General features: G+C 72.7%; 19 protein-coding genes and 3 tRNA genes. 11 read left to right on the top strand and 11 right to left on the bottom strand.

All coding sequences use genetic code 11. The annotated features are described in order from the left end of the window. The first annotated feature begins 165 nt into the window (after window positions 1-165). The 5 genes from BG452_RS12440 (at window position 166) to fabF (ending at window position 5221) form a co-directional block, all read left to right on the top strand. On the top strand, window positions 166-1362 hold the full coding sequence (locus BG452_RS12440; RefSeq protein WP_188304323.1) for a PucR family transcriptional regulator: 1197 nt from the start codon (window positions 166-168) through the stop codon (window positions 1360-1362). Between the two features lie 91 nt (window positions 1363-1453). Continuing rightward, window positions 1454-2413 (top strand): ACP S-malonyltransferase, encoded by a 960-nt coding sequence (locus BG452_RS12435; protein ID WP_188304321.1) that lies wholly within the window; start codon window positions 1454-1456, stop codon window positions 2411-2413. Next, the gene (locus BG452_RS12430) at window positions 2410-3453 is read left to right on the top strand and encodes a beta-ketoacyl-ACP synthase III (protein ID WP_188304320.1); all 1044 of its coding nucleotides are present in this window, start codon (window positions 2410-2412) and stop codon (window positions 3451-3453) included. The genes BG452_RS12435 and BG452_RS12430 overlap by 4 nt, the downstream gene beginning before the upstream one ends. Before the next feature lie 80 nt (window positions 3454-3533). Then, window positions 3534-3782, top strand: a complete 249-nt coding sequence (locus tag BG452_RS12425; protein WP_188304319.1) for an acyl carrier protein — start codon at window positions 3534-3536, stop codon at window positions 3780-3782. A 176-nt stretch (window positions 3783-3958) separates the two neighbouring features. Further along, window positions 3959-5221, top strand: a complete 1263-nt coding sequence (gene fabF / locus BG452_RS12420; protein WP_188304318.1) for a beta-ketoacyl-ACP synthase II — start codon at window positions 3959-3961, stop codon at window positions 5219-5221. Window positions 5222-5301: 80 nt separating this feature from the next. Here the strand turns inward: fabF and BG452_RS12415 are convergent, their stop codons facing one another. Both BG452_RS12415 and BG452_RS12410 read right to left on the bottom strand, forming a co-directional pair. Then, window positions 5302-5796 carry a DUF3145 domain-containing protein gene (locus BG452_RS12415; RefSeq protein WP_188304317.1) on the bottom strand — a complete coding sequence of 165 codons (495 nt, stop codon included), beginning with the start codon at window positions 5794-5796 and terminating at the stop codon, window positions 5302-5304. A gap of 352 nt (window positions 5797-6148) precedes the next feature. Continuing rightward, entirely contained in the window at window positions 6149-7174 is a 1026-nt protein-coding gene (locus tag BG452_RS12410) for an NADP-dependent oxidoreductase (RefSeq protein ID WP_188304316.1), read from the bottom strand. 108 nt (window positions 7175-7282) lie between these two features. Here BG452_RS12410 and BG452_RS12405 point away from each other — a divergent pair, with 108 nt between their 5' ends. Together BG452_RS12405 and BG452_RS12400 are read left to right on the top strand one after the other, a co-directional pair. Beyond that, window positions 7283-7747: a MarR family winged helix-turn-helix transcriptional regulator gene (locus BG452_RS12405; RefSeq protein WP_188304315.1), complete on the top strand. Its 465-nt coding sequence runs from the start codon at window positions 7283-7285 to the stop codon at window positions 7745-7747. A 120-nt stretch (window positions 7748-7867) separates the two neighbouring features. Next, complete coding sequence (locus tag BG452_RS12400; RefSeq protein WP_188304314.1) at window positions 7868-9367, top strand: LCP family protein; 1500 nt, start codon at window positions 7868-7870, stop codon at window positions 9365-9367. Window positions 9368-9397: 30 nt separating this feature from the next. Here BG452_RS12400 and BG452_RS12395 read toward each other — a convergent pair whose 3' ends face one another. From BG452_RS12395 to BG452_RS12365, 7 genes are all read right to left on the bottom strand, one after another. Next, window positions 9398-10306: a 1-aminocyclopropane-1-carboxylate deaminase/D-cysteine desulfhydrase gene (locus BG452_RS12395; RefSeq protein WP_188304313.1), complete on the bottom strand. Its 909-nt coding sequence runs from the start codon at window positions 10304-10306 to the stop codon at window positions 9398-9400. A 77-nt stretch (window positions 10307-10383) separates the two neighbouring features. Continuing rightward, window positions 10384-11052, bottom strand: a complete 669-nt coding sequence (locus BG452_RS12390; RefSeq protein WP_188304312.1) for a GOLPH3/VPS74 family protein — start codon at window positions 11050-11052, stop codon at window positions 10384-10386. Between the two features lie 51 nt (window positions 11053-11103). Next, complete coding sequence (locus BG452_RS12385) at window positions 11104-11331, bottom strand: hypothetical protein (protein ID WP_188304311.1); 228 nt, start codon at window positions 11329-11331, stop codon at window positions 11104-11106. 10 nt (window positions 11332-11341) lie between these two features. Then, entirely contained in the window at window positions 11342-12289 is a 948-nt protein-coding gene (locus BG452_RS12380) for an SPFH domain-containing protein (RefSeq protein WP_188304310.1), read from the bottom strand. A 178-nt stretch (window positions 12290-12467) separates the two neighbouring features. Further along, a complete protein-coding gene (locus BG452_RS12375; protein WP_188304309.1) occupies window positions 12468-13217 on the bottom strand; it encodes a hypothetical protein in 750 nt (249 codons plus the stop codon). Window positions 13218-13332: 115 nt separating this feature from the next. After that, on the bottom strand, window positions 13333-13752 hold the full coding sequence (locus BG452_RS12370; RefSeq protein ID WP_188304308.1) for a hypothetical protein: 420 nt from the start codon (window positions 13750-13752) through the stop codon (window positions 13333-13335). 967 nt (window positions 13753-14719) lie between these two features. Beyond that, window positions 14720-14793, bottom strand: a tRNA-Ile gene (locus tag BG452_RS12365). Window positions 14794-14983: 190 nt separating this feature from the next. Here BG452_RS12365 and BG452_RS12360 point away from each other — a divergent pair. Next, window positions 14984-15835: a trypsin-like serine peptidase gene (locus BG452_RS12360; protein ID WP_188304307.1), complete on the top strand. Its 852-nt coding sequence runs from the start codon at window positions 14984-14986 to the stop codon at window positions 15833-15835. Between the two features lie 142 nt (window positions 15836-15977). Then, on the top strand, window positions 15978-16727 hold the full coding sequence (locus tag BG452_RS12355; protein ID WP_188304306.1) for a trypsin-like serine peptidase: 750 nt from the start codon (window positions 15978-15980) through the stop codon (window positions 16725-16727). A 112-nt stretch (window positions 16728-16839) separates the two neighbouring features. On the opposite strand, the gene BG452_RS12350 is transcribed toward BG452_RS12355, so the two are convergent. Beyond that, window positions 16840-16912, bottom strand: a tRNA-Asn gene (locus BG452_RS12350). Window positions 16913-16974: 62 nt separating this feature from the next. Continuing rightward, window positions 16975-17047, bottom strand: a tRNA-Asn gene (locus BG452_RS12345). A 244-nt stretch (window positions 17048-17291) separates the two neighbouring features. Between BG452_RS12345 and BG452_RS12340 the strand changes: the two genes are divergently transcribed. Then, window positions 17292-17585 carry a hypothetical protein gene (locus tag BG452_RS12340; protein ID WP_223242116.1) on the top strand — a complete coding sequence of 98 codons (294 nt, stop codon included), beginning with the start codon at window positions 17292-17294 and terminating at the stop codon, window positions 17583-17585. 133 nt (window positions 17586-17718) lie between these two features. Further along, a partial coding sequence (locus BG452_RS12335) for an FGGY family carbohydrate kinase (RefSeq protein ID WP_188304305.1) occupies window positions 17719-18975 on the top strand: 1257 nt, incomplete at its 3' end.

Below are 18975 nucleotides of genomic sequence, written 5' to 3'. Positions count from 1 at the left end.
GTGCCGGGGGGTGTGCACGAGCAGCCACTCGCGTGAGGCAGTCTTGTCCTTGTGCCAGCCGCTTCCGCGAACTCCAAGAGCGATCCCAGTCCCGCCGCCGATCCCGCCGGGAACAGCCCGGCGCCCCGGGGCGGCCGTGACCGCCCCGGCCGCCCCGCGCCCCGGCTGACGGCCCAGGAGCGCAGAAACGCCGCCGAGCGGGCCGAGCGCCGGGCCGCGACGCTCAAGCGGCTGGAGAAGTCCTCGGGGAAGCTGGCCACCGCCGCGATCTCGCGGATGGACGACGAGCTCGGCTGGTACCGGCGGATGCCGCCGGAGCACCGTTCCTGGATCGGCCTGGTCGCCCAGGCCGGCATCGCGGCCTTCACCGAGTGGTACCGCCACCCGGAGGCCGCCCGGGCGATCTCCACCGACGTCTTCGGCACCGCCCCGCGCGAGCTGACCCGGGCGATCACGCTGCGCCAGACCGTGGAGCTGATCCGCACCACGATCGAGGTGATGGAGGAGGCCATCGAGGAGGTGGCCGCCCCCGGCGACGAGGCGGACATGCGCGAGTCCGTGCTGGTCTACGCCCGGGAGATCGCCTTCGCCACGGCCCAGGTGTACGCCCAGGCGGCCGAGGCACGCGGCGCCTGGGACGCCCGGCTGGAGGCGCTGGTGGTGAACTCCCTGCTGTCCGGCGACGCCGACGAGGGGGTGCTCTCGCGCGCCGCCGCACTGGGCTGGGGCCAGCCCAGCCAGGTCCGGGTGGTGATGGGCAGCGCCCCGGACGGGGACAGCGAGCTGGTGGTCGAGGCGATCCGCCGGGCCGCCCGGTACGCCAAGCTGAACGTGCTGACCGGGGTGCTGGGCAAGCGCCTGGTGGTCGTGGTCGGCGGTGAGAAGGAGCCGGTGCACGCCGCCCGGGCGCTGATCGGCCAGTTCGCGCCGGGCCCGGTGGTGATCGGCCCGACCGTGCCGGACCTGCTGTCGGCGACCCGCTCGGCGCACGCCGCGGCGGCCGGTCTGCGGGCCTGCGCCGCCTGGCCGGACGCCCCCCGCCCGGTGCTCGCCGACGACCTGCTGCCGGAGCGGGCGCTGGCCGGGGACCAGCCCGCCCGCCGCCAGTTGGTGGAGGAGATCTACACACCGCTGGACGAGGCCGGCTCCGCCCTGCTGGAGACGCTGAGCGTCTACCTGGAGCAGGCGTCCTCGCTGGAGGGCGCGGCCCGGATGCTCTTCGTGCACCCCAACACGGTGCGCTACCGGCTACGACGTGTGACCGACGTCACGGGGTACGCCCCCTCCGACGTACGTTCGGCGTTCACTCTGCGGATCGCACTGGCCCTCGGCCGGCTCACCGCCGCCGGAGAGCCCGGCTGAGCCGGAGTGTAGGGACCATACAATCCCGGATGGTTTTCTTCGTTACCGTCGCCTACCCGCCCCTGGGCGCCTGGCGAGAGAGGGTTGAACCGTGCTCGTAATCGTCGCCCCTGGACAGGGTGCCCAGTCCCCCGGTTTCCTCAGCCCCTGGCTGGAGCTCGACGGTGTCGCCGACCGCCTGCGCGGCTGGTCGGAGGTCGCCGGGCTCGACCTGGTGCACGCCGGGACCGAGGCGTCCGCCGAGGAGATCAAGGACACCGCCGTCGCCCAGCCGCTGCTGGTCGCGGCCGGTCTGGTGACCGCCCGTGAGCTGTTCCCGGACGAGGACGTCGCCCGCAAGCTGGTCGGCGCCGTCGCCGGTCACAGCGTCGGCGAGATCACCGCCGCCGCTGGCGCCGGGGTGCTCAGCGCCCATGACGCGCTGGCCTTCGTGCGGGAGCGCGGCCGGGCCATGGCCGAGGCCGCCACCGTCACCGAGACCGGTATGACCGCCGTGCTCGGCGGCGACCCGGAGGTCGTCGCGGCGAAGCTGGCCGAGCACGGCCTGACCGCGGCCAACAACAACGGCGGCGGCCAGATCGTCGCGGCCGGCACGCTGGCCCAGCTGGAGGCCCTGAAGGCGGACCCGCCGGCCGGCGCCAAGCTGATCGCGCTCAAGGTGGCCGGTGCCTTCCACACCGAGCACATGGCCCCCGGCGTCGAGCGGCTGGCCGCGCTGGCCCCGAGCCTGACCGTGGCCGACCCGCAGGTCCGCTACGTGTCCAACAAGGACGGCGAGGTCGTCGGTTCCGGCGCCGAGGTGCTGGCCCGTCTGGTGTCGCAGGTCTCCAACCCGGTCCGCTGGGACCTCTGCATGGAGACCCTCGGGCAGCTGGGCGCGACCGCCGTGATCGAGCTGTCCCCCGCGGGCACGCTGACCGGGCTGCTCAAGCGCAACCTGAAGGGTGTGGCCACGCTCGCCCTGAAGACCCCCGCCGATCTGGACAAGGCCCGCGAGCTCATCGCGGAGCACGGCGGTCAGGACCAGCAGGACCAGGAGGACCAGGCATGACCAAGCCGCAGATCCGACCCGCCACCGGCGCGCAGTACTCCCGCATCCAGGGGGTCGGCGGCTACCGTCCGGTCCGGGTCGTCCCCAACTCCGAGGTCCTGGAGTGGATCGACTCCTCCGACGAGTGGATCCGCACCCGCAGCGGGATCGCCGAGCGCCGCTGGGCCGGCCCGGAGGAGTCCGTCTCCGAGATGTCGGTGCAGGCCGCCGGCAAGGCGATCGCGCAGGCCGGCATCGCCCCGGAGCAGATCGGCGGCGTGATCGTCGCGACCGTCTCGCACTTCAAGCAGACCCCCGCGATCGCCACCGAGATCGCCGAGCGGCTCGGCTGCGGCACCGCCCCGGCCTTCGACATCTCGGCCGCCTGCGCCGGCTTCGGCTACGGCCTGGGCCTGGCCGACGGCATGATCCGCGGCGGCAACGCCGAGTACGTGCTGGTGATCGGCGTCGAGCGGCTCAGCGACCTGACCGACACGTCGGACCGTTCGACCGCCTTCATCTTCGGCGACGGCGCCGGCGCCGTGATCGTCGGCCCGTCCGACACCCCGGGCATCGGCAAGCTGGTCTGGGGCTCGGACGGCTCGCAGGCCGACGTCATCACCCAGACCCAGGCCTGGGACACCGCCTTCGCCAAGCCGGGCGCGATCAACGGCCAGGCCGAGGACCCGGAGCAGGGCCGCACCTGGCCGGCCCTGCGGATGGACGGCCAGCCGGTCTTCCGCTGGGCGGTCTGGGAGATGGCCAAGGTGGCCCAGCAGGCGCTGGACGCCGCCGGGATCACCGCCGACCAGCTCGGCGCCTTCATCCCGCACCAGGCCAACATGCGGATCACCGACGCCATGATCAAGGCGCTCAAGCTGCCCGCGTCGGTGCCGGTCGCCCGCGACATCGCCGAGACCGGCAACACCTCCGCTGCCTCCATCCCGCTGGCGATGGAGCGCATGCTGGAGTCCGGCGAGGCCCACAGCGGCGACCTCGCGCTGATCATCGGGTTCGGGGCGGGTCTCGTCTACGCCGCGGCGGTCGTTACGCTCCCGTAGGCGCGTTTCGCCCCATCCATCCACAAGCCCGTGTTCGGCCGACGGTCGGACACGTTCACCATCGAAGAGGAGCAGCCAGTATGGCTACCAAGGACGAGGTCCTGGAAGGTCTCGCCGAGATCGTCAACGAGATCGCCGGCATCCCGGCGGAGGACGTCCAGGAGGACAAGTCCTTCACCGACGACCTGGACGTCGACTCGCTGTCCATGGTCGAGGTCGTCGTGGCCGCCGAGGAGCGCTTCGACGTCAAGATCCCGGACGACGAGGTCAAGAACCTGAAGACGGTCGGCGACGCGGTGAACTACATCCTCACCAACGCCGGCGCCTGAGCGTTCGAGTCGCCCAGTCCGTCCGGCGTGACAACACACGCCCCGGACGGCTGACCCGTCGGCCCGGCTCCCCCGAGCCAGGCCGACCCGCCGGCCGGACGCCCCACCCGGGCGCCCGGCCGGGCCCTTCCTCGGCTCGCCGCCGACCCCGCACGAACGTGAAAGAAGAGAGACCAGTGACCGCTGAGAACCGAACCGTGGTCGTCACGGGTATCGGCGCCTTCACGCCGCTGGGCGGCGACGCCGCCACGACCTGGGAGAACCTGGTCGCCGGGCGCTCCGGAGTGGCGGCCCTCACCGAGGAGTGGGCCGCGGACCTGCCGGTCCGGATCGCCGCGCGCACCGCGGTCGAGCCGGGCGAGATCCTGCCCCGGCCGCTGGCCCGGAAGCTGGACCGCTCCGCCCAGTTCGCGCTGATCGCCGCCCGCGAGGCCTGGGCCGACGCCGGCTTCGAGACCCCGGCCACCGACGAGTCCTCCAAGCTCGCCCCCGAGCGCCTGGGCGCGGTGATCGCCTCCGGCATCGGCGGCGTGACCACCCTGCTCGACCAGTACGACGTACTGAAGGAGAAGGGCGCCCGCAAGGTCTCCCCGCACACCGTCCCGATGCTGATGCCCAACTCCCCGGCGGCCAACGTCGGTCTGGAGGTCGGCGCCCGCGCGGGTGTGCACACCCCCGTCTCCGCCTGCGCCTCCGGCGCCGAGGCGATCGGCTACGCGATCGAGATGATCCGCAGCGGCCGCGCCGACGTCGTGGTGGCCGGCGGCACCGAGGCGGCGATCCACCCGCTGCCGATCGCCGCGTTCGCCAACATGATGGCGATGTCCAAGAAGAACGACGAGCCCGAGCGCGCCTCGCGCCCGTACGACAAGGCCCGCGACGGCTTCGTGCTGGGCGAGGGTGCCGGTGTGGTCGTGCTGGAGTCGCTGGAGCACGCCGAGGCCCGCAGTGCCCGGATCTACTGCGAGGCGGTCGGCCAGGGTCTGTCCTCGGACGCCCACCACATTGCCCAGCCCGAGCCGACCGGCGCCGGTGTGGCCCGCGCGCTGGCCGACCTGTTCGACCGCAACGAGCTGGACAAGGCCGAGATCGTGCACGTCAACGCGCACGCCACCTCGACCCCGCAGGGCGACACCGCCGAGCTGAAGGCGCTGCGCAAGGAGCTGGGCGAGGACCTCGACCACATCCTGGTCTCGGCGACCAAGTCGATGACCGGTCACCTGCTGGGCGGCGCCGGCGGCATCGAGACCGTCGCCACCGTGCAGGCGCTGTACCACCGGATCGCCCCGCCGACCATCAACGTCGAGGAGCTGGACGACGAGGTGGACGCGAGGATCGTGACCGAGGCGACCCCGCTGCCCGAGGGCCGGATCGCCGCGCTGAACAACTCGTTCGGCTTCGGCGGCCACAACGTGGTGCTGGCCTTCCGCACCCGCTGACCCCGGTCCGCACCCGAAGGCCCACGACGAAGGGGCCGGCGCTCGCGGAGAGCGCCGGCCCCTTCGTCGTGGGCGCCGGCTCAGACCACCTGGTGCAGCCAGCGCACCGGCGCGCCCTCGCCCGCGTAGCGGAAGGGCTCCAGTTCGTCGTCCCAGGGCTTGCCGAGCAGCCGGGAGATCTCGGCCTCCAGGTCGGCGCCCTCGCTGCGGGCCCGCAGCAGGACGGCCCGCAGCCGGTCCTCGGGGATGAGGATGTCGCCGTGGATGCCCGTGACGGCGTGGAAGATGCCGAGCGTGGGCGTGCTGCTGTACCGCTCCCCCTCCGCCGTGGCGCAGGGCTCGCTGGTCACCTCGTACCGCATCAGCTGCCAGCCGCGCAGCGCGGAGGCGACCTTGGAGGCGGTGCCGGGCTCCCCCTGCCAGGAGAGTTCGGCGCGCCAATGCCCGGGTGCGGCCGGCTGGCGGATCCAGTCCAGGCTCACCCGCACACCGAGCACCCCCGCGACGGCCCACTCGACGTGCGGGCACAGCGCGCGGGGCGCGGAGTGGATGTAGAGAACTCCACGTGTCGTCACCGGGACCTCCAGGCTGTGGACGAGGGTCGCCTTCCCCAGCTGCCTCGTGCCTGCAGTTGATCCACAGTTACCCACGTTAGCCGACATTAAGCTACTAAATTGAGCAAAACGGACAGGCTTTCGCTCAATGCTAGTCGAATCCTCAACGAGGTCTACCCCTCGGCCGGATCTCTCCCCCGAACGGCCCCATCGCCAGGCGGGACCACCGTACCGCGCGGCGCCGCGCGATGGTTGACCCACTTTCGGATCCGGCCGGAATGCGGTAGTGCGGCCGGATCCCCAGCGCCGTGCACGCGAACCGCCCCGCGCGCCCGGTCCGGGGCGGCGGGGCGGTCCATTCCCTGACGGTACGTCAGCCATCCAGGCGGACGACCATCTTGCCGGTGTTGACGCCGCGCAGCAGGTCGATGAAGGCCTCGGCGGCGTTCTCGAAGCCGTCCACCACGGTCTCCTCGGTGCGCAGTTCGCCGGACTTCAGCCAGCCGCCCACCTCGGTGACGAACTGCGGCTGCAGGGCGGCGTGGTCGCCCACCAGCATGCCCTCCAGGCGCAGCCGCTTGCCGATCGCCATCGCCAGGTTGCGCGGGGCGGCGGGCGCGGTGGTGTCGTTGTACTGGGCGATCGCGCCGCAGAGCACCGCCCGGCCGTGCACGCCGAGGGCGCCGATGGCGGCCTCCAGGTGGTCCCCGCCGACGTTGTCGAAGTAGAGGTCGATGCCCTCCGGGGCGGCCTTCGCGAGCTGCTCGGCGACCGGGGCGTCCTTGTAGTTGAAGGCCGCGTCGAAGCCGAACTCGTCCACCAGCTTGGCGACCTTCTCCGCCGAGCCGGCCGAGCCGACCACCAGCGAGGCGCCCTTGAGCCGGGCGATCTGGCCGACCAGCGAGCCGACGGCGCCGGCCGCGCCGGAGACGAAGACCCTGTCGCCCTCCGTGAGGCCGCCGACGGCGAGCAGCCCGGCGTAGGCGGTCATGCCGGGCATGCCGAGCACGCCGAGGTAGGCGGAGAGCGGGGCGGCGGCCGGGTCGACCTTGACGGCGCGCCCGGCGTCCAGGGTGGCGTACTCGCGCCAGCCGAGCCCGTGCAGCACGGCGTCGCCGGGGGCGAAGCCCTCGGCCTCGGACGCGACCACGTAGCCGACCGCGCCGCCGTCCATGGCCTGGCCGAGCTGGAACGGGGGCACGTACGACTTCACGTCGTTCATCCGGCCGCGCATGTACGGGTCCACCGAGAGGTGGGTGTTGCGGACCAGGATCTCGCCCGGGCCCGGGGTCCGGACCGGGGCCTCGACCAGGGCGAAGTCGGTGGGCGCCGGCCAGCCCTGGGGGCGGGCGGCGAGGTGCCATTCACGGGCGGTGGCGGGGGCGGCCTGCTCTGCCATGGGGGTGCTCCTCGGGAGGGGGGTTTCGGCAGGTGAAAGGTTGAGCAACTGAAGTAACGATGGGCATGAAAGGTTCATGTTGTCAACTTTTCAGGTAGACTCTGGGGCATGGACACTCAGCAGACCGAGGCCGCCACGCCGCAGTCCGACGAGATCACCCGCGAGGTCGTCGACCTGATGGCCAACCTGGTCGCACTGTTCCACCGCGAGTACGAGGAGGCCGCCGCCGCCCGTTCGCTCACCGGCGCCCAGGCCAAGGTGCTCGCGCTACTGCGGCGCGGCCCGCTGCCGATGCGCCACATCGCCCAGACGCTCAGCTGCGAGCCCTCCAACATCACCGGCATCGTCGACCGGCTGGAGGCCCGCGGCTTCGTGACCCGCGAGGCCGACCGGCAGGACCGCCGGGTCAAGCTGGTCGCCGCCACCGAGACCGGCGCGGCCGCCTCCGAGGAGCTGCGCGAGTCGCTCAACTTCGCCCGCGAACCGCTCGCCGCGCTCGGCCCGCAGGAGCGGACGATGCTGCGGGACCTGCTCCGGCGGATGCTCACCGGCGCGTCCGGCCCCGGAGCGTGACGAGGGTCACGCCCTCAGGGATCGATTGCCCCGCCCTCCGGGGGTAACCGAACAGCCTTCCGGAACGTCTAACGTTCGAAACACCGAACGCGAGACACCTGAAGACGGGGGGCACCGAGGATGAGCAGCAGCACGCGCCGGCGCCGGTACCTGCGGACCGCCATCGGCCTGGCCGCCGTTCTGGTGCTGTCGGTCGTGGGAGCCGGGGCCTGGTTCTACCACCGGCTGGACAGCAACATCACCACTTTCGACGCGGGCGGCGTCGCCACCGAGCGCCCGCCCGCCCCCGTCCCGGCCACCCCCGGCGCCCAGGTGCCGGTCAACGTGCTGCTGCTCGGCTCGGACACCCGGGACGACGGCAACAACGCGCTGGGCGGCGGCGACGAGGGCGTCGGCAACTCGGACACCGCGATCCTGGTGCACGTCTACGCCGACCACAAGCACGCCGTCGGCGTCTCCATACCCCGCGACACCCTGGTCACCATCCCGTCCTGCAAGCTGGCGAACGGCAGCTGGAGCAAGCCGCGCAACGACCAGATGTTCAACTCCGCGTTCAGCCTCGGCGAGCTGCCCAAGGGCAACCCGGCCTGCACCCAGAACACCGTCGAGGCGCTCACCGGGCTGCGGATCGACCACACCGTCGTGGTCGACTTCAAGGGCGCCGCCGCGATGACCGACGCGCTCGGCGGCGTGGACGCCTGTGTGCCCAACGACGTGAACGAGTACGGCATCCAGCTGAAGAAGGGGATGCAGAAGCTCTCCGGCAAGTCCGCGGTGGACTACCTGCGGGCGCGCCACGGCATCGGCGACAACTCCGACATCGGCCGGATGCGGCGCCAGCAGGCCTTCCTCTCCTCGATGATCAAGAAGGTCCAGGGCGACGGCTTCTCGCTGCCCACCCTGCTGCCGCTGGCCGACGCCGCCACCAAGTCGCTCACCGTGGACGAGGGCCTCGGCACCGCGATGAAGCTGGTGGACTTCGCCCGCTCGATGGAGGACATCAAGCTCTCCGACGTCACCTTCGTGACCGCGCCCTGGCGCTTCGCCGGGGATCGGGTGCGGCTGGTCCAGCCGGACGCCGACACCCTGTGGAAGCTGCTGAAGGAGGACCGCACCCTGGACGGGCAGAGCACCGCCGGCACCGGCGCGGCCACCGCCCCGGCCTCCGCCGGCGCCAGCCCCACCCCGAACGCGCCGCTCACCGCCGAGCAGGCCGCCGCCCCGATCACCGTCGTCAACGGCGTCGGCACCGCCGGGCTGGCCGGCTCCGGCGCCGAGACGCTCAAGGCCCGCGGCTTCCAGAACGTCACCCTCGGCGCCAACAACCCCGGCAAGCAGCACACCCAGGTCTCCTACGACCCGAGCCTGAAGGCCACCGCCGACCAGGTCACCGCCCTCTTCCCCGGCGCCGGCGCGGTCGAGGAACCGGGCTCGGGCGCGATCACCGTCACCCTCGGCGCGGACTACCGGGCGGCCGGCACCCAGCTCGACTCGGTGACCACGCCGCCGGCTTCGCCCACCGCCACCACCACCGCACCCAGCGGGGTCCCCACCGGCATAGCGGAGAACACCCGCGGCGCCGACACCGACCCCTGCGCCGATCTGACCTTCGGGTCCTGAGCCCGGGTCCTGAGCCCGGGTCCTGACTCGCTACTCCGGATCCGGTAGGCCGGTGACGACGGCCGTCAGGCGGGTGCCGCGCTCGAAGGCACCCGCCCCGGCCAGGTCGGCCAGCGCGGCGAGCAGCTTGGCGACGTACCGGTGCTCCACCGGGATGCCGTGGCGGCGCTCGAACTCCCCGGCGAAGGCGGCCAGTTCGGCCGGGACCTTGCCGTAGCCGCCGCCGTGGTGCGCGTGGTCGATCCGCCAGTTGTCGAACTCGCGGCCGAAGCCGGCCCGGTGCAGCCGGGCGACTTCCGCCTCCAGGTAGCCCTCGCCGCCGCGCAGCACGGCCACCCCGAGCGCCCGGGCGCCCGCCGGCAGCCCCGCCGCGATGCCGGCCAGGGTGCCGCCGGTGCCGACCGGGCAGCAGACCACGTCGCGCCCGTCCAGACCGGGCAGTTCGGCCGGGATCGCGGCCGCGCCGACCGCGGCCAGGCCGTTGGAACCGCCCTCCGGGAGCACCAGGCAGGGCCCCCAGCGGCGCCGCAGTTCCGTACCGTCCTCGGCGCCGGCCCGGCCGGTGGCCTCCCGGTAGGCGGCCCGGGTGAGGAACTCCAGCCGCATCCCGGCCCGTTCGGCGGCCCGCAGCGACCAGTTGCGCGGCCGGTCGGCCAGCTCCTCGCCGCGCACCAGCCCGACGCTCTCCAGCCCGAGCGCCCCGGCGGCGACCGCGACCGCCCGCAGGTGGGTCGAGTAGGCCCCGCCGAAGGTCAGCAGCCGGGTGTGCCCCTGCTCGACGGCGGCGGCCAGATTGGGCCCGAGCTTGCGCCACTTGTTGCCGGGGACGCCGGGGTGCAGCAGGTCGTCCCGCTTGAGCCGCAATCGGACCCCGGCCCGGGCGAACACCCCGTCGGTGCAGTCCACCAGCGGGGTCGGCAGCAGGGCGGGTTCGAGCATCCGACCACCCTACGGCCCCCGGAACGCCGCGGGCCCGGCCGCCTGACCGGCGACCGGGCCCGCACTCCCCCGGGCGGTCAGCCCGCGGCCGCGGCCTCCGCCGCGTGGCCCGCCATCCGCCAGGCCAGCGCCATGCCGAGCGCGCGCGGGACGGGACCGGCCGCCGGGGCCAGCTTCCCGATCCGGCCGCGGTGCTCCCGGCGCTGCCGGGAGCTCAGGACCGACCGGAGCTTCCCCGCCGCGACCAGGGCGGTCAGCGCCGCGTCGGCCGGGTCGACCCGGCTGAGCGGGCCCTTCAGCGCCCCGGTGACGGAGGCCGCCAGCGCCTCGCGCACCCCGGGGTCGTCCAGGGTGACCAGGGTCACCGGGAACAGTCCGGCCACCCGGTGCGGCCGGAGGGTGACCAGGCCGGAGTCCGCCAGGCCGTCCCGGACCCAGCGGATCGGCTGATCCCGCCCGGTGCTCTTGGCACGGCCGACCCAGGAGCTCCAGCTGTGCGGCCGGCCTGCCCTGATCTGGCCCAACAGGCGGGCGCTGTACGGGTCCAGGCCGTCCTCGGCAGCGCCGGTGCGGACCCTGGCGACGGCCTTGCGGCCCTCCTCGTACAGCAGTCCCCGGCGGAGCAGCTCGGTCAGCGCCCCGGCCTGGAGCAGCAGGTTGAGCGAGGAGTGCTGGGTGGTGCGCCCGCGTCGCGGCTCGTAGGCGAGCAGGTAGAGCTTCTCGGGCAGATTGACGGGCAGGTCCATCTCGGTCTCCGAAGGATCTGGAACGATCTGCGGGTCGCCCGGTCGCTGCGGTCAGTCCTCGGCGGGACCACCGCTCTCCGGGCTCTCCTTGGGCGGTCGGCCGCGCCGGGGAAGCCGGGCCGCGCCGCTGGGCATCCGGCCGGCCTCGGTGAGGGCGCGGCGGAGCACGAACTCGATCTGGGCGTTGGTGCTGCGCAGTTCGTCCGCGGCCCACCTGGCCAGTGCGTCGTGAACCGAAGGATCCAGTCGCAGCAGGAGCTTCTTCCGTTCCGTCGCCAACGCCGCGCCCTTACTGGTAGAGGGAGCCCGTGTTCACGACGGGCTGGGTGCCCCGGTCGCCGCAGAGCACCACCAGGAGGTTGCTCACCATGGCAGCCTTGCGCTCCTCGTCCAACTCCACCACGTCCCGCTCGGCGAGCCGGTCCAGCGCCTCCTCGACCATACCGACGGCGCCCTCGACGATCAGCCGCCGGGCGGCCACCACGGCCCCGGCCTGCTGCCGCTGGAGCATCACCTGGGCGACCTCGGGCGCATAGGCGAGCCGGGTGATCCGGGACTCGATGACCCGCACGCCGGCCGAGGCGACCCGGGCGGAGATCTCGGCGGACAGCTTGCGGGCGATCTCCTCCGCGCCGTCGCGCAGCGACAACTGCCCCTCGTGGTGGGCGTCGTACGGGTAGCTGGTGGCGATGTGCCGGACGGCCGTCTCGGTCTGGATGGCGACGAAGTCGACGTAGTCGTCCACCTCGAAGACCGCCATCGCGGTGTCCTCGACCTGCCAGACCACCACGGCGGCCATCTCGATCGGGTTGCCGTCCGCGTCGTTGACCTTGGTGGTCTCGGTCTCGTGGTTGCGGATCCGGGTGGAGATCCGGCGGCGGCTGGTGAACGGGTTCAGCCAGGTCAGGCCGGCGGCCCGGATGCTGCCGCGGTAGCGGCCGAGCAGCTGCACCACCCGCGCCTCACCGGGCGAGACGACCGTCAGGCCGCACAGCACCAGCAGCGAACCGAGCACCAGCAGCGGCCCGACGACCACCAGCGGAATGCCCACCCCCTTGCTCCCGCCGCTGAGTTGGACCCCTCCGGCGATCAGCGCCCCGAACCCGGCGAGCACGCCGAGCAACGCGCCACCGAGCACCGGCAGCCCGGCGGCTCCGGTGATGGTCCGTTCGGTGATCTTCGGAGCCGGAAGGTCGATGGCAGGGCCGTCCTCGACGGCGATGTGCGGTGCGGTCATGAGACCGACTCCCCCCTGTGCGATGTGCGCCGCGCGGATGCCCGCGGCAGCTGTCAAAGTGATATCACTTTTTTCACACAGGACGCCAGGGTCCGTACCGGAGTTCCGGTCGGACGGCGGCGCACGAGGGTCGTACGGGCGAAAGGGTGACCAGGGGCAGCGCGGGCGGGCGCGCGGATCAGCGGAAGTTCACGGCGCCGGCCGCGACGACGTCCGGCGGAAAGAGCATGTCGTCGACCAGCGCCGCCCCGGGCGCGGTGTAGACGATCACGGACGCCGCGGTCTCCCGGCGGATCCGCTGACCCCCCGGAGTGGCCAGCAGACACTGCGCGAACTCCGACGACAGCGCGTTCTCGGTCGGCGTCTGCGGCGCCGAGCACGATGTCCCACCCAGCTGACCGCACATCGACCGCAGATCCAGCTCCGACTCGGCGTTGCTGGCACCGACGACGAAGTTCATCGCCTTGAAGGCATTGGGCATCGGGAAGTAGCCCTCGAAGTACCCCGACTTGTGCGCGCCGCAGTACGCGTTGGCGGCCGCCGGAAGGAACCGGGGCGCCGCACGGTCGACCGGCGAGTTGAGCGTGATGCGTTGCCCGCCCAGCGCGACCGTCGGCTTGAACTCCCTGTCCTTGGCATAGATGCCGACTGAGAGGACCATCCCGGAGGCGTTCTCAAGAAGTTGAAGTGTCTCCCACTGGCGTTCGTACTGATGGATCGTGTTGCCCGTGGGCAGCCTGAAGGAGTAGTCGGGCCCCGTGCCGATCGCCTGCTTCAGCTTCTCGTACGTCTCACCGGGCACCACCTTCTCGACCAGAGCCTGTTCGACGCCCCTGCGGTAGTCCGGACTGGAGACATAGAGCCGGTGGGCGAAGAAGGCCACCGCCGCGACGGCCGCCAGCACCAGGACGGCGATGCCGACGACCACTTGGGACCTGCTCGACCGGTGATGATGGTGATGGTGGTTGTTCTGCGTTCCCGAGACCAGAACGGGCCCGTTGAAGGTCCCCCCTTCGATCCCCCCGGCTGCCCGACGGTCCTGATCAGCCATCGGCCCCGGAGCCGAAGTGGTTGTTCTGCGTCCCCGAGACCAGAACCGGCCCATTGAAGGTCCCACCACTGATCTCGACCCGGGTGCCGGAGCGATCGGGGTCAGGCAACGCCGCGTCCCGCAGCAGGGCCTGCAACTCCGCGACAGCGTGCGCGTCCCCGGCAAGGAGCCGGGTCAGGCGCGAACGCCACTCCAGCGCAACAGCCTCCCGCACGTCCGGATCGCCCTGTCGCGCGGCTTCCAACAGCACCTCACGGGACGACTCCAACTCCGCCCGGACCGCCTCCACCCGCCCCTGCCGACGGAACAGACCCGCCACACGGTCATGGAGCTGCTCCCACCCCTCCGTGACCATCAGCCCCACCAGCGTGGTCGCGCCGGAGGTCGCGAGCGCCATCAGTTCGGCTTCCATGGTGATCTCCCCCTTCCCCTTCAACCCTAGCGGTCACCTGTGACGCCGGAGGACTCACAGGCACTGCCGTGCAGGCAGTCGCGGCAGAGGCCGGTATCGCTCATTCAGCCTGGCACATCGCCAGAACACTCGGTCGTCGCCGAAATTCCAGGCGACCGGGGCGGCCTCGGCCGGCTCATCACGCGGCGGCTTCCACCACCAACGGACGAACTGGTACCCGACCCGGACTTGGGCCTCCGCCAGCCCGCTCAGGCCGTCGCCAGCCAACTCGGAAAGCCCTTTTGAGTGCGGCGCAGCACCTCTTGGGCCTGAGGTCACGTTTCCGCGGCTCTTCGCTCGGACACAAGCCGCCCGGATCAGGTGCACCGGTCGGCCCACTGGCCGGTTCGGGTGCTGGTGTCAGCCCGGCCTTGATCCATTGCCGCTTGCACTGCGGCCCGCCGCCCTCAACGGCGGCCCTGGGGCGGCGAGGCCACACACCGGCCCCGGCCTCACCGAGAACCGCCATGGGTGTGCACCGAGGACCTCGGTGAGGCCCGCCTGGGCCGAGGAGAGCATGAGCCTGGAGCTGCGGCACAACACCGGTGACGTCGTGTTCAGGGCCTGCGAGAACACCCTGGCGGGCGAGCAGTTCAAGACGGGAAGTACGCGTCCACCCCAAGGACCCCCGGAACAAGATCACGCACATGGAGCTGATCGCCATCGACGGGAAGGCATCCGCATACCCCGGGGCACTGACCCAAGGGATTGCGCCGATTGCCCACGGGGCGGAAACCGCTCAATCCGCAGACGCGCTGCTCAGCCCCGCCGAACGTCAGCATCACGTTCACATAACGTTCCCATGCGGGTGAACATCGGCGCGTAGCCACCGTCATCCGGCGGTCATTCGCCTACAGTGCTCGCAGGCGATTTTGGCGTGTCCGCAGGTCAGTGACCCACACCGCCCGACTGCGCATCAGATCATAGGTGGGGCGGGTGGGACTCGAACCCACGACCAAGGGATTATGAGTCCCCTGCTCTAACCGGCTGAGCTACCGCCCCGGTTCGCCGCGCGCGCCGGTCGTCGGCCACGGCAGCAGCAGACGGCCCCGCGAGGCCGTCCCGGGCAGCATAGCCGGTCGATCACCCGTGGTGCGCGCCGGGGGCGCAGGTGGGTACGCGACGGCGTGCGCCGCCCCGGGCGGCGGAGCCCGGGTGGCGGCGGTGGGCTCCAGCAGGGCAGCCTGGGCTGATGACGAAGCGTGGGGCGGGAGCGGCGGCCGGGGCACTGGTGCTGGCGCTCGCGGCGGCGGGGTGCACCACCGCCGCACGGCCCGGCAGTGTCGCCCCGACGGTCACCTCGGCGCCGCCCACCGCCACCACCGCGAACGCCCACGGCTGGAACAAGCAGCGCTTCAGGGGGGCGATCGGCAGGCACACCGGGGTCACCCGGACCGCCAAGCCCACCGTGCTGAACGGACTGGTCGGCGCGGTGTTCACGCGCAACGCGAGCGGCGACCACTTCTGCACCGCGAGCGTGGTGGACAGCGCCGGCCTCAATCTGATCGTCACCGCCGCGCACTGTGTCTGGGACCCGAAGATCGGCCAGCGCAGCGACCTGGTCTTCGTCCCCGGCTACCGCAACGGCGACACCCCGAGCGGTGTCTGGCCGCTGCTGGCCGTCACCGTGGACGACGGCTGGAAGGACCACGCCGACCCGGACATGGACGTCGCCTTCGCCGTCGTGCAGGCCCAGAACGGGCAACAGGTCCAGCAGGTGCTCGGCGCCAACCACCTGGGCGTCAACCGCGGCTACCAGGTCCCGGTGCGGGTGACCGGCTACCCGGGCAGCAGCGACGTCCCGATCACCTGCGCCAACACCACCTCCGAGCAGAGCGCCACCCAACTGCGGATCGACTGCCCCGACTACACCGGCGGCACCAGCGGCAGCCCCTGGGTCACCGACTTCGACCCGGCCACCCGGACCGGCACCGTGGTCGGCGTGATCGGCGGCTACCAGGAGGGCGGGGACAGCCCGGACACCTCGTACAGCAGCTACTTCGGCGACCGGGTCCAGGCGCTCTACGACCGGGCCACCGGCTGAGCGGCCCGGGCAGGGTCCGCCGGACGGCGCCGGAGTCGGACACCCGGCATTGGCGCCGTCGGGCACGGCCTGGTAGATCTTCCTCTCGAACGGCGGAACGCACGGACCGGATGCCCGCCCCGAGGAACGAGACGGAGCCCCGATGGCCCCCGGCCCGGTACCGCCCGCGCGCGCGGCCGGAGCGACCGCACTGGCCGCCCTGCTGCTGGCCGCCGGCACCGCCTGCGGCGGTGGGCCGGACAAGGCGCCGAACGCCGAGGTCGCCCAGCAGAGCGCGACCCGGGACCGGATCGGCACCCTGTCCATCCACAACGCCCAGGGGCCCCGGACCTGCACCGCGAGCGTGGTGCGCAGCCCCGGACGCAACCTGCTGGTCACCGCCGCGCACTGCGTGCAGAACCAGCGGGTCGGGCTGCTGGACGGCCTGGTGTTCACCCCCGGCTACCGCAACGGGTACTCCCCGTACGGGACTTGGGAGGTGGACTCGATCATCGTCGACCCGCGCTGGGCCTCGGGCGACGACCCCGACTACGACGTGGCCTTCGTCACCGTCCACCCGGCCGACGGCCGGCAGATCGAGGACGCGGTCGGCGGCAACCCGATCGGCACCGGCAAGGGCGTCGGGCTGGCGGTCTCGGTGACCGGCTACCCCAACCAGAGCGACGAGCCGATCACCTGCTCGGTCCGGACCAGTGCGCAGAGCTCCACCCAGGAGCGCTTCGACTGCGGCGGCTACACCGACGGCACCAGCGGCAGCCCGTGGATGACCGGCGACGGCACGGTGGTGGGCGTGATCGGCGGCTACCAGGAGGGCGGGGACACCCCGGGCACCTCGTACAGCGTGGCCTTCGACCAGCGGGTCGCCGACCTCTACCGGCAGGCGACCGCCTGACCGTGCCGGAGGGGCCGGGTGACGCACGCGACACCGGCGCGGGCAACACGAAGGCCCCCCGGTCGACCGAGGGGCCTTCGCTCTGAGCAGTCACCGGGCGGACCCGGCGCAGCTCCCGCAATTGGACTCGAACCAATAACCTGCCGATTAACAGTCGGCTGCTCTGCCAATTGAGCTATGCGGGAACGCGGTACTCAACTTCCGTACCAGGTACGGGAATCGGGCTCCGAAGAGCGCTCCTCCCGAGCTCCCCCAATTGGACTCGAACCAATAACCTGCCGATTAACAGTCGGCTGCTCTGCCAATTGAGCTATGGGGGATCGGCTTCCGCTTCGGCTCCTGGTCTCCCGGGCTCCTCGGCGCTCGCTGCGGGACATACATTAGCGCACTCGGGGGGGTGGTCCGCCAATCGCTTTCCCCGGCCGCCCCGGGCCGCCGGTCCGGCGTGCCCCGCGCGCGCCCCCGACGGCACCCGGGGATGCTGGGGGACGCGGACGGTTCGCCGTCCCGAGCAACGGGTAGGGCAATGCGGCAGAAGGCCGCCAGGAGAGGGTGGGTCCGATCATGTGGAAGGTGTCGTTCGCCGTGGGTTTCGCGGCCGGCTACGTCCTCGGCTCGCGGGCCGGGCGCCAGCGCTACGAACAGATCGCCAAGGTCACCCGGCAGATCGCCCAGAACCCCGCCGTGCAGGGGGCGGCGGACCGGGCGCGGCAGCAGGCCGGCGCGGTGGCCGGGAAGGCCGCCTCCGCCGTCGCCGACCGGGTCGGGGACCGGCTGCCGAACGCGGTCACCGACCGGGTGCCGTACTTCAGCCGGTCCCGGGCGGAGGACGACGGCTGGGGCACCGTGCGGCCGTGACCGGGCGGTAGCGCCCCGGGGCCCGTCCCCCGGACGGGCCCCGGGCAAAGGGGATCCCAACCCGCGGTCCCGAACCGGCAACGGCTCACCCGGCCCGGACGCGTCCCGGGCCGGGCTGAGGCATGATCTCGACATGGCCATCGTCGCGGGGATAGACAGTTCCACCAACCGCACCCGGATCGTCGCGTGCGACGCGGACACCGGCGCCGTCCTCCGCTCCGGCAAGGCGCCCCACCCCGTCCCCGAGGACCTGGACCTGCGCCCCGGCGAGGCCGACCCGCAGGTCTGGCTGCACTCGCTCGGCGACGCCGCCGCCGACGGCCTGCTGGAGGGCGTCCGGGCGATCGGCGTCAGCGCCCAGCAGCACGGCATGATCGGCCTGGACGCGGGCGGGGTGCTGGTCCGGCCCGCGATGCTGTGGCACGACCCGCGCGCCGGCGGCGCCGCCGCCAAGCTGCTGGACGCCCTCGGCGGCCCGGCCGCCTGGACCGCCGCGATCGGCGCGGTGCCCGGCCCGACGTACACCATCGCCAAGCTGCGCTGGCTGGCCGAGTTCGAGCCCGCCAACGCCCGCCGGATCGCCGAGGTGCTGCTGCCGCACGACTGGCTGGTCTGGCAGTTGCTCGGCCACCCCAAGCGCCGCACCACCGACCGCGGCGACGCCTCCGGCACCGGCTACTGGTCCCCGATCACCGGCGAGTACCGACAGGATCTGGTCGAGCTGGCGCTCGGCCACGAACTGCGGCTGCCGGACGTACTCGGCCCCGCCGAACCCGCCGGACACACCCCCGAGGGCCTGCTGATCTCGGCCGGCACCGGCGACAACATGGCCGCCGCCCTGGGCCTGGGCCTCGGCCCGGGCGACGCGGTGGTCTCGCTCGGCAGCGCCGGCACCATCTTCGCGGTGCACGAGAAGGCCGTCGTGGACGCCTCCGGCCTGGTCTCCTCCTTCGCCGACGCCAGCGGCCGGCACCTGCCGATGGTCGCCACCCTCAACGCCGCCCAGGTGCTGCGCTCCACCGCCGCCATGCTGGGCCGGGACCTGGACGGGCTGAGCGACCTCGCCCTGCACTCCTCCCCCGGCGCCTACGGCCTGGTACTGCTCCCCTACCTGGACGGCGAGCGCACCCCCGCGCTGCCGCACGCCGCCGGCACCCTGACCGGCCTGCGGGCCGAGGCGATGACCCCTCAGCACCTGGCCCGGGCCGCCGTCGAGGGCATGCTGTGCAACATCGCGGACGCCCTGGACGTGCTGCGCGCCCAGGGCGTCGGGATCAGGCGGGTGTTCCTGCTCGGCACGGCCGGCCGGCTGCCCGTCGTGCGGCACGTCGCCCCGATGCTCTTCGGCGTCCCGGTCGTGGTGCCGCCGCCGGGCGCGCACGCCGCCCGC

Origin of the sequence: Streptomyces sp. CBMA123, from assembly GCF_014596465.1 — a bacterium.
Taxonomy (GTDB): Bacteria; Actinomycetota; Actinomycetes; order Streptomycetales; family Streptomycetaceae; genus Kitasatospora.
Note: the sequence above shows the minus strand (reverse complement) of the source record. Positions and strands in the feature narration are given on the sequence as shown.

Bases quoted from the DNA above. Each gene is read 5' to 3' on its own strand.
- BG452_RS12400 (WP_188304314.1), top strand. From the start codon at position 7,868: ATGAGCAGCAGCACGCGCCGGCGCCGGTACCTGCGGACCGCCATCGGC.
- BG452_RS12425 (WP_188304319.1), top strand. From the start codon at position 3,534: ATGGCTACCAAGGACGAGGTCCTGGAAGGTCTCGCCGAGATCGTCAAC.
- BG452_RS12340 (WP_223242116.1), top strand. From the start codon at position 17,292: ATGTGGAAGGTGTCGTTCGCCGTGGGTTTCGCGGCCGGCTACGTCCTC.
- BG452_RS12410 (WP_188304316.1), bottom strand. From the start codon at position 7,174: ATGGCAGAGCAGGCCGCCCCCGCCACCGCCCGTGAATGGCACCTCGCC.
- BG452_RS12360 (WP_188304307.1), top strand. From the start codon at position 14,984: ATGACGAAGCGTGGGGCGGGAGCGGCGGCCGGGGCACTGGTGCTGGCG.
- BG452_RS12390 (WP_188304312.1), bottom strand. From the start codon at position 11,052: ATGGACCTGCCCGTCAATCTGCCCGAGAAGCTCTACCTGCTCGCCTAC.
- BG452_RS12395 (WP_188304313.1), bottom strand. From the start codon at position 10,306: ATGCTCGAACCCGCCCTGCTGCCGACCCCGCTGGTGGACTGCACCGAC.
- BG452_RS12355 (WP_188304306.1), top strand. From the start codon at position 15,978: ATGGCCCCCGGCCCGGTACCGCCCGCGCGCGCGGCCGGAGCGACCGCA.
- BG452_RS12370 (WP_188304308.1), bottom strand. From the start codon at position 13,752: ATGGAAGCCGAACTGATGGCGCTCGCGACCTCCGGCGCGACCACGCTG.
- BG452_RS12405 (WP_188304315.1), top strand. From the start codon at position 7,283: ATGGACACTCAGCAGACCGAGGCCGCCACGCCGCAGTCCGACGAGATC.
- BG452_RS12380 (WP_188304310.1), bottom strand. From the start codon at position 12,289: ATGACCGCACCGCACATCGCCGTCGAGGACGGCCCTGCCATCGACCTT.
- BG452_RS12430 (WP_188304320.1), top strand. From the start codon at position 2,410: ATGACCAAGCCGCAGATCCGACCCGCCACCGGCGCGCAGTACTCCCGC.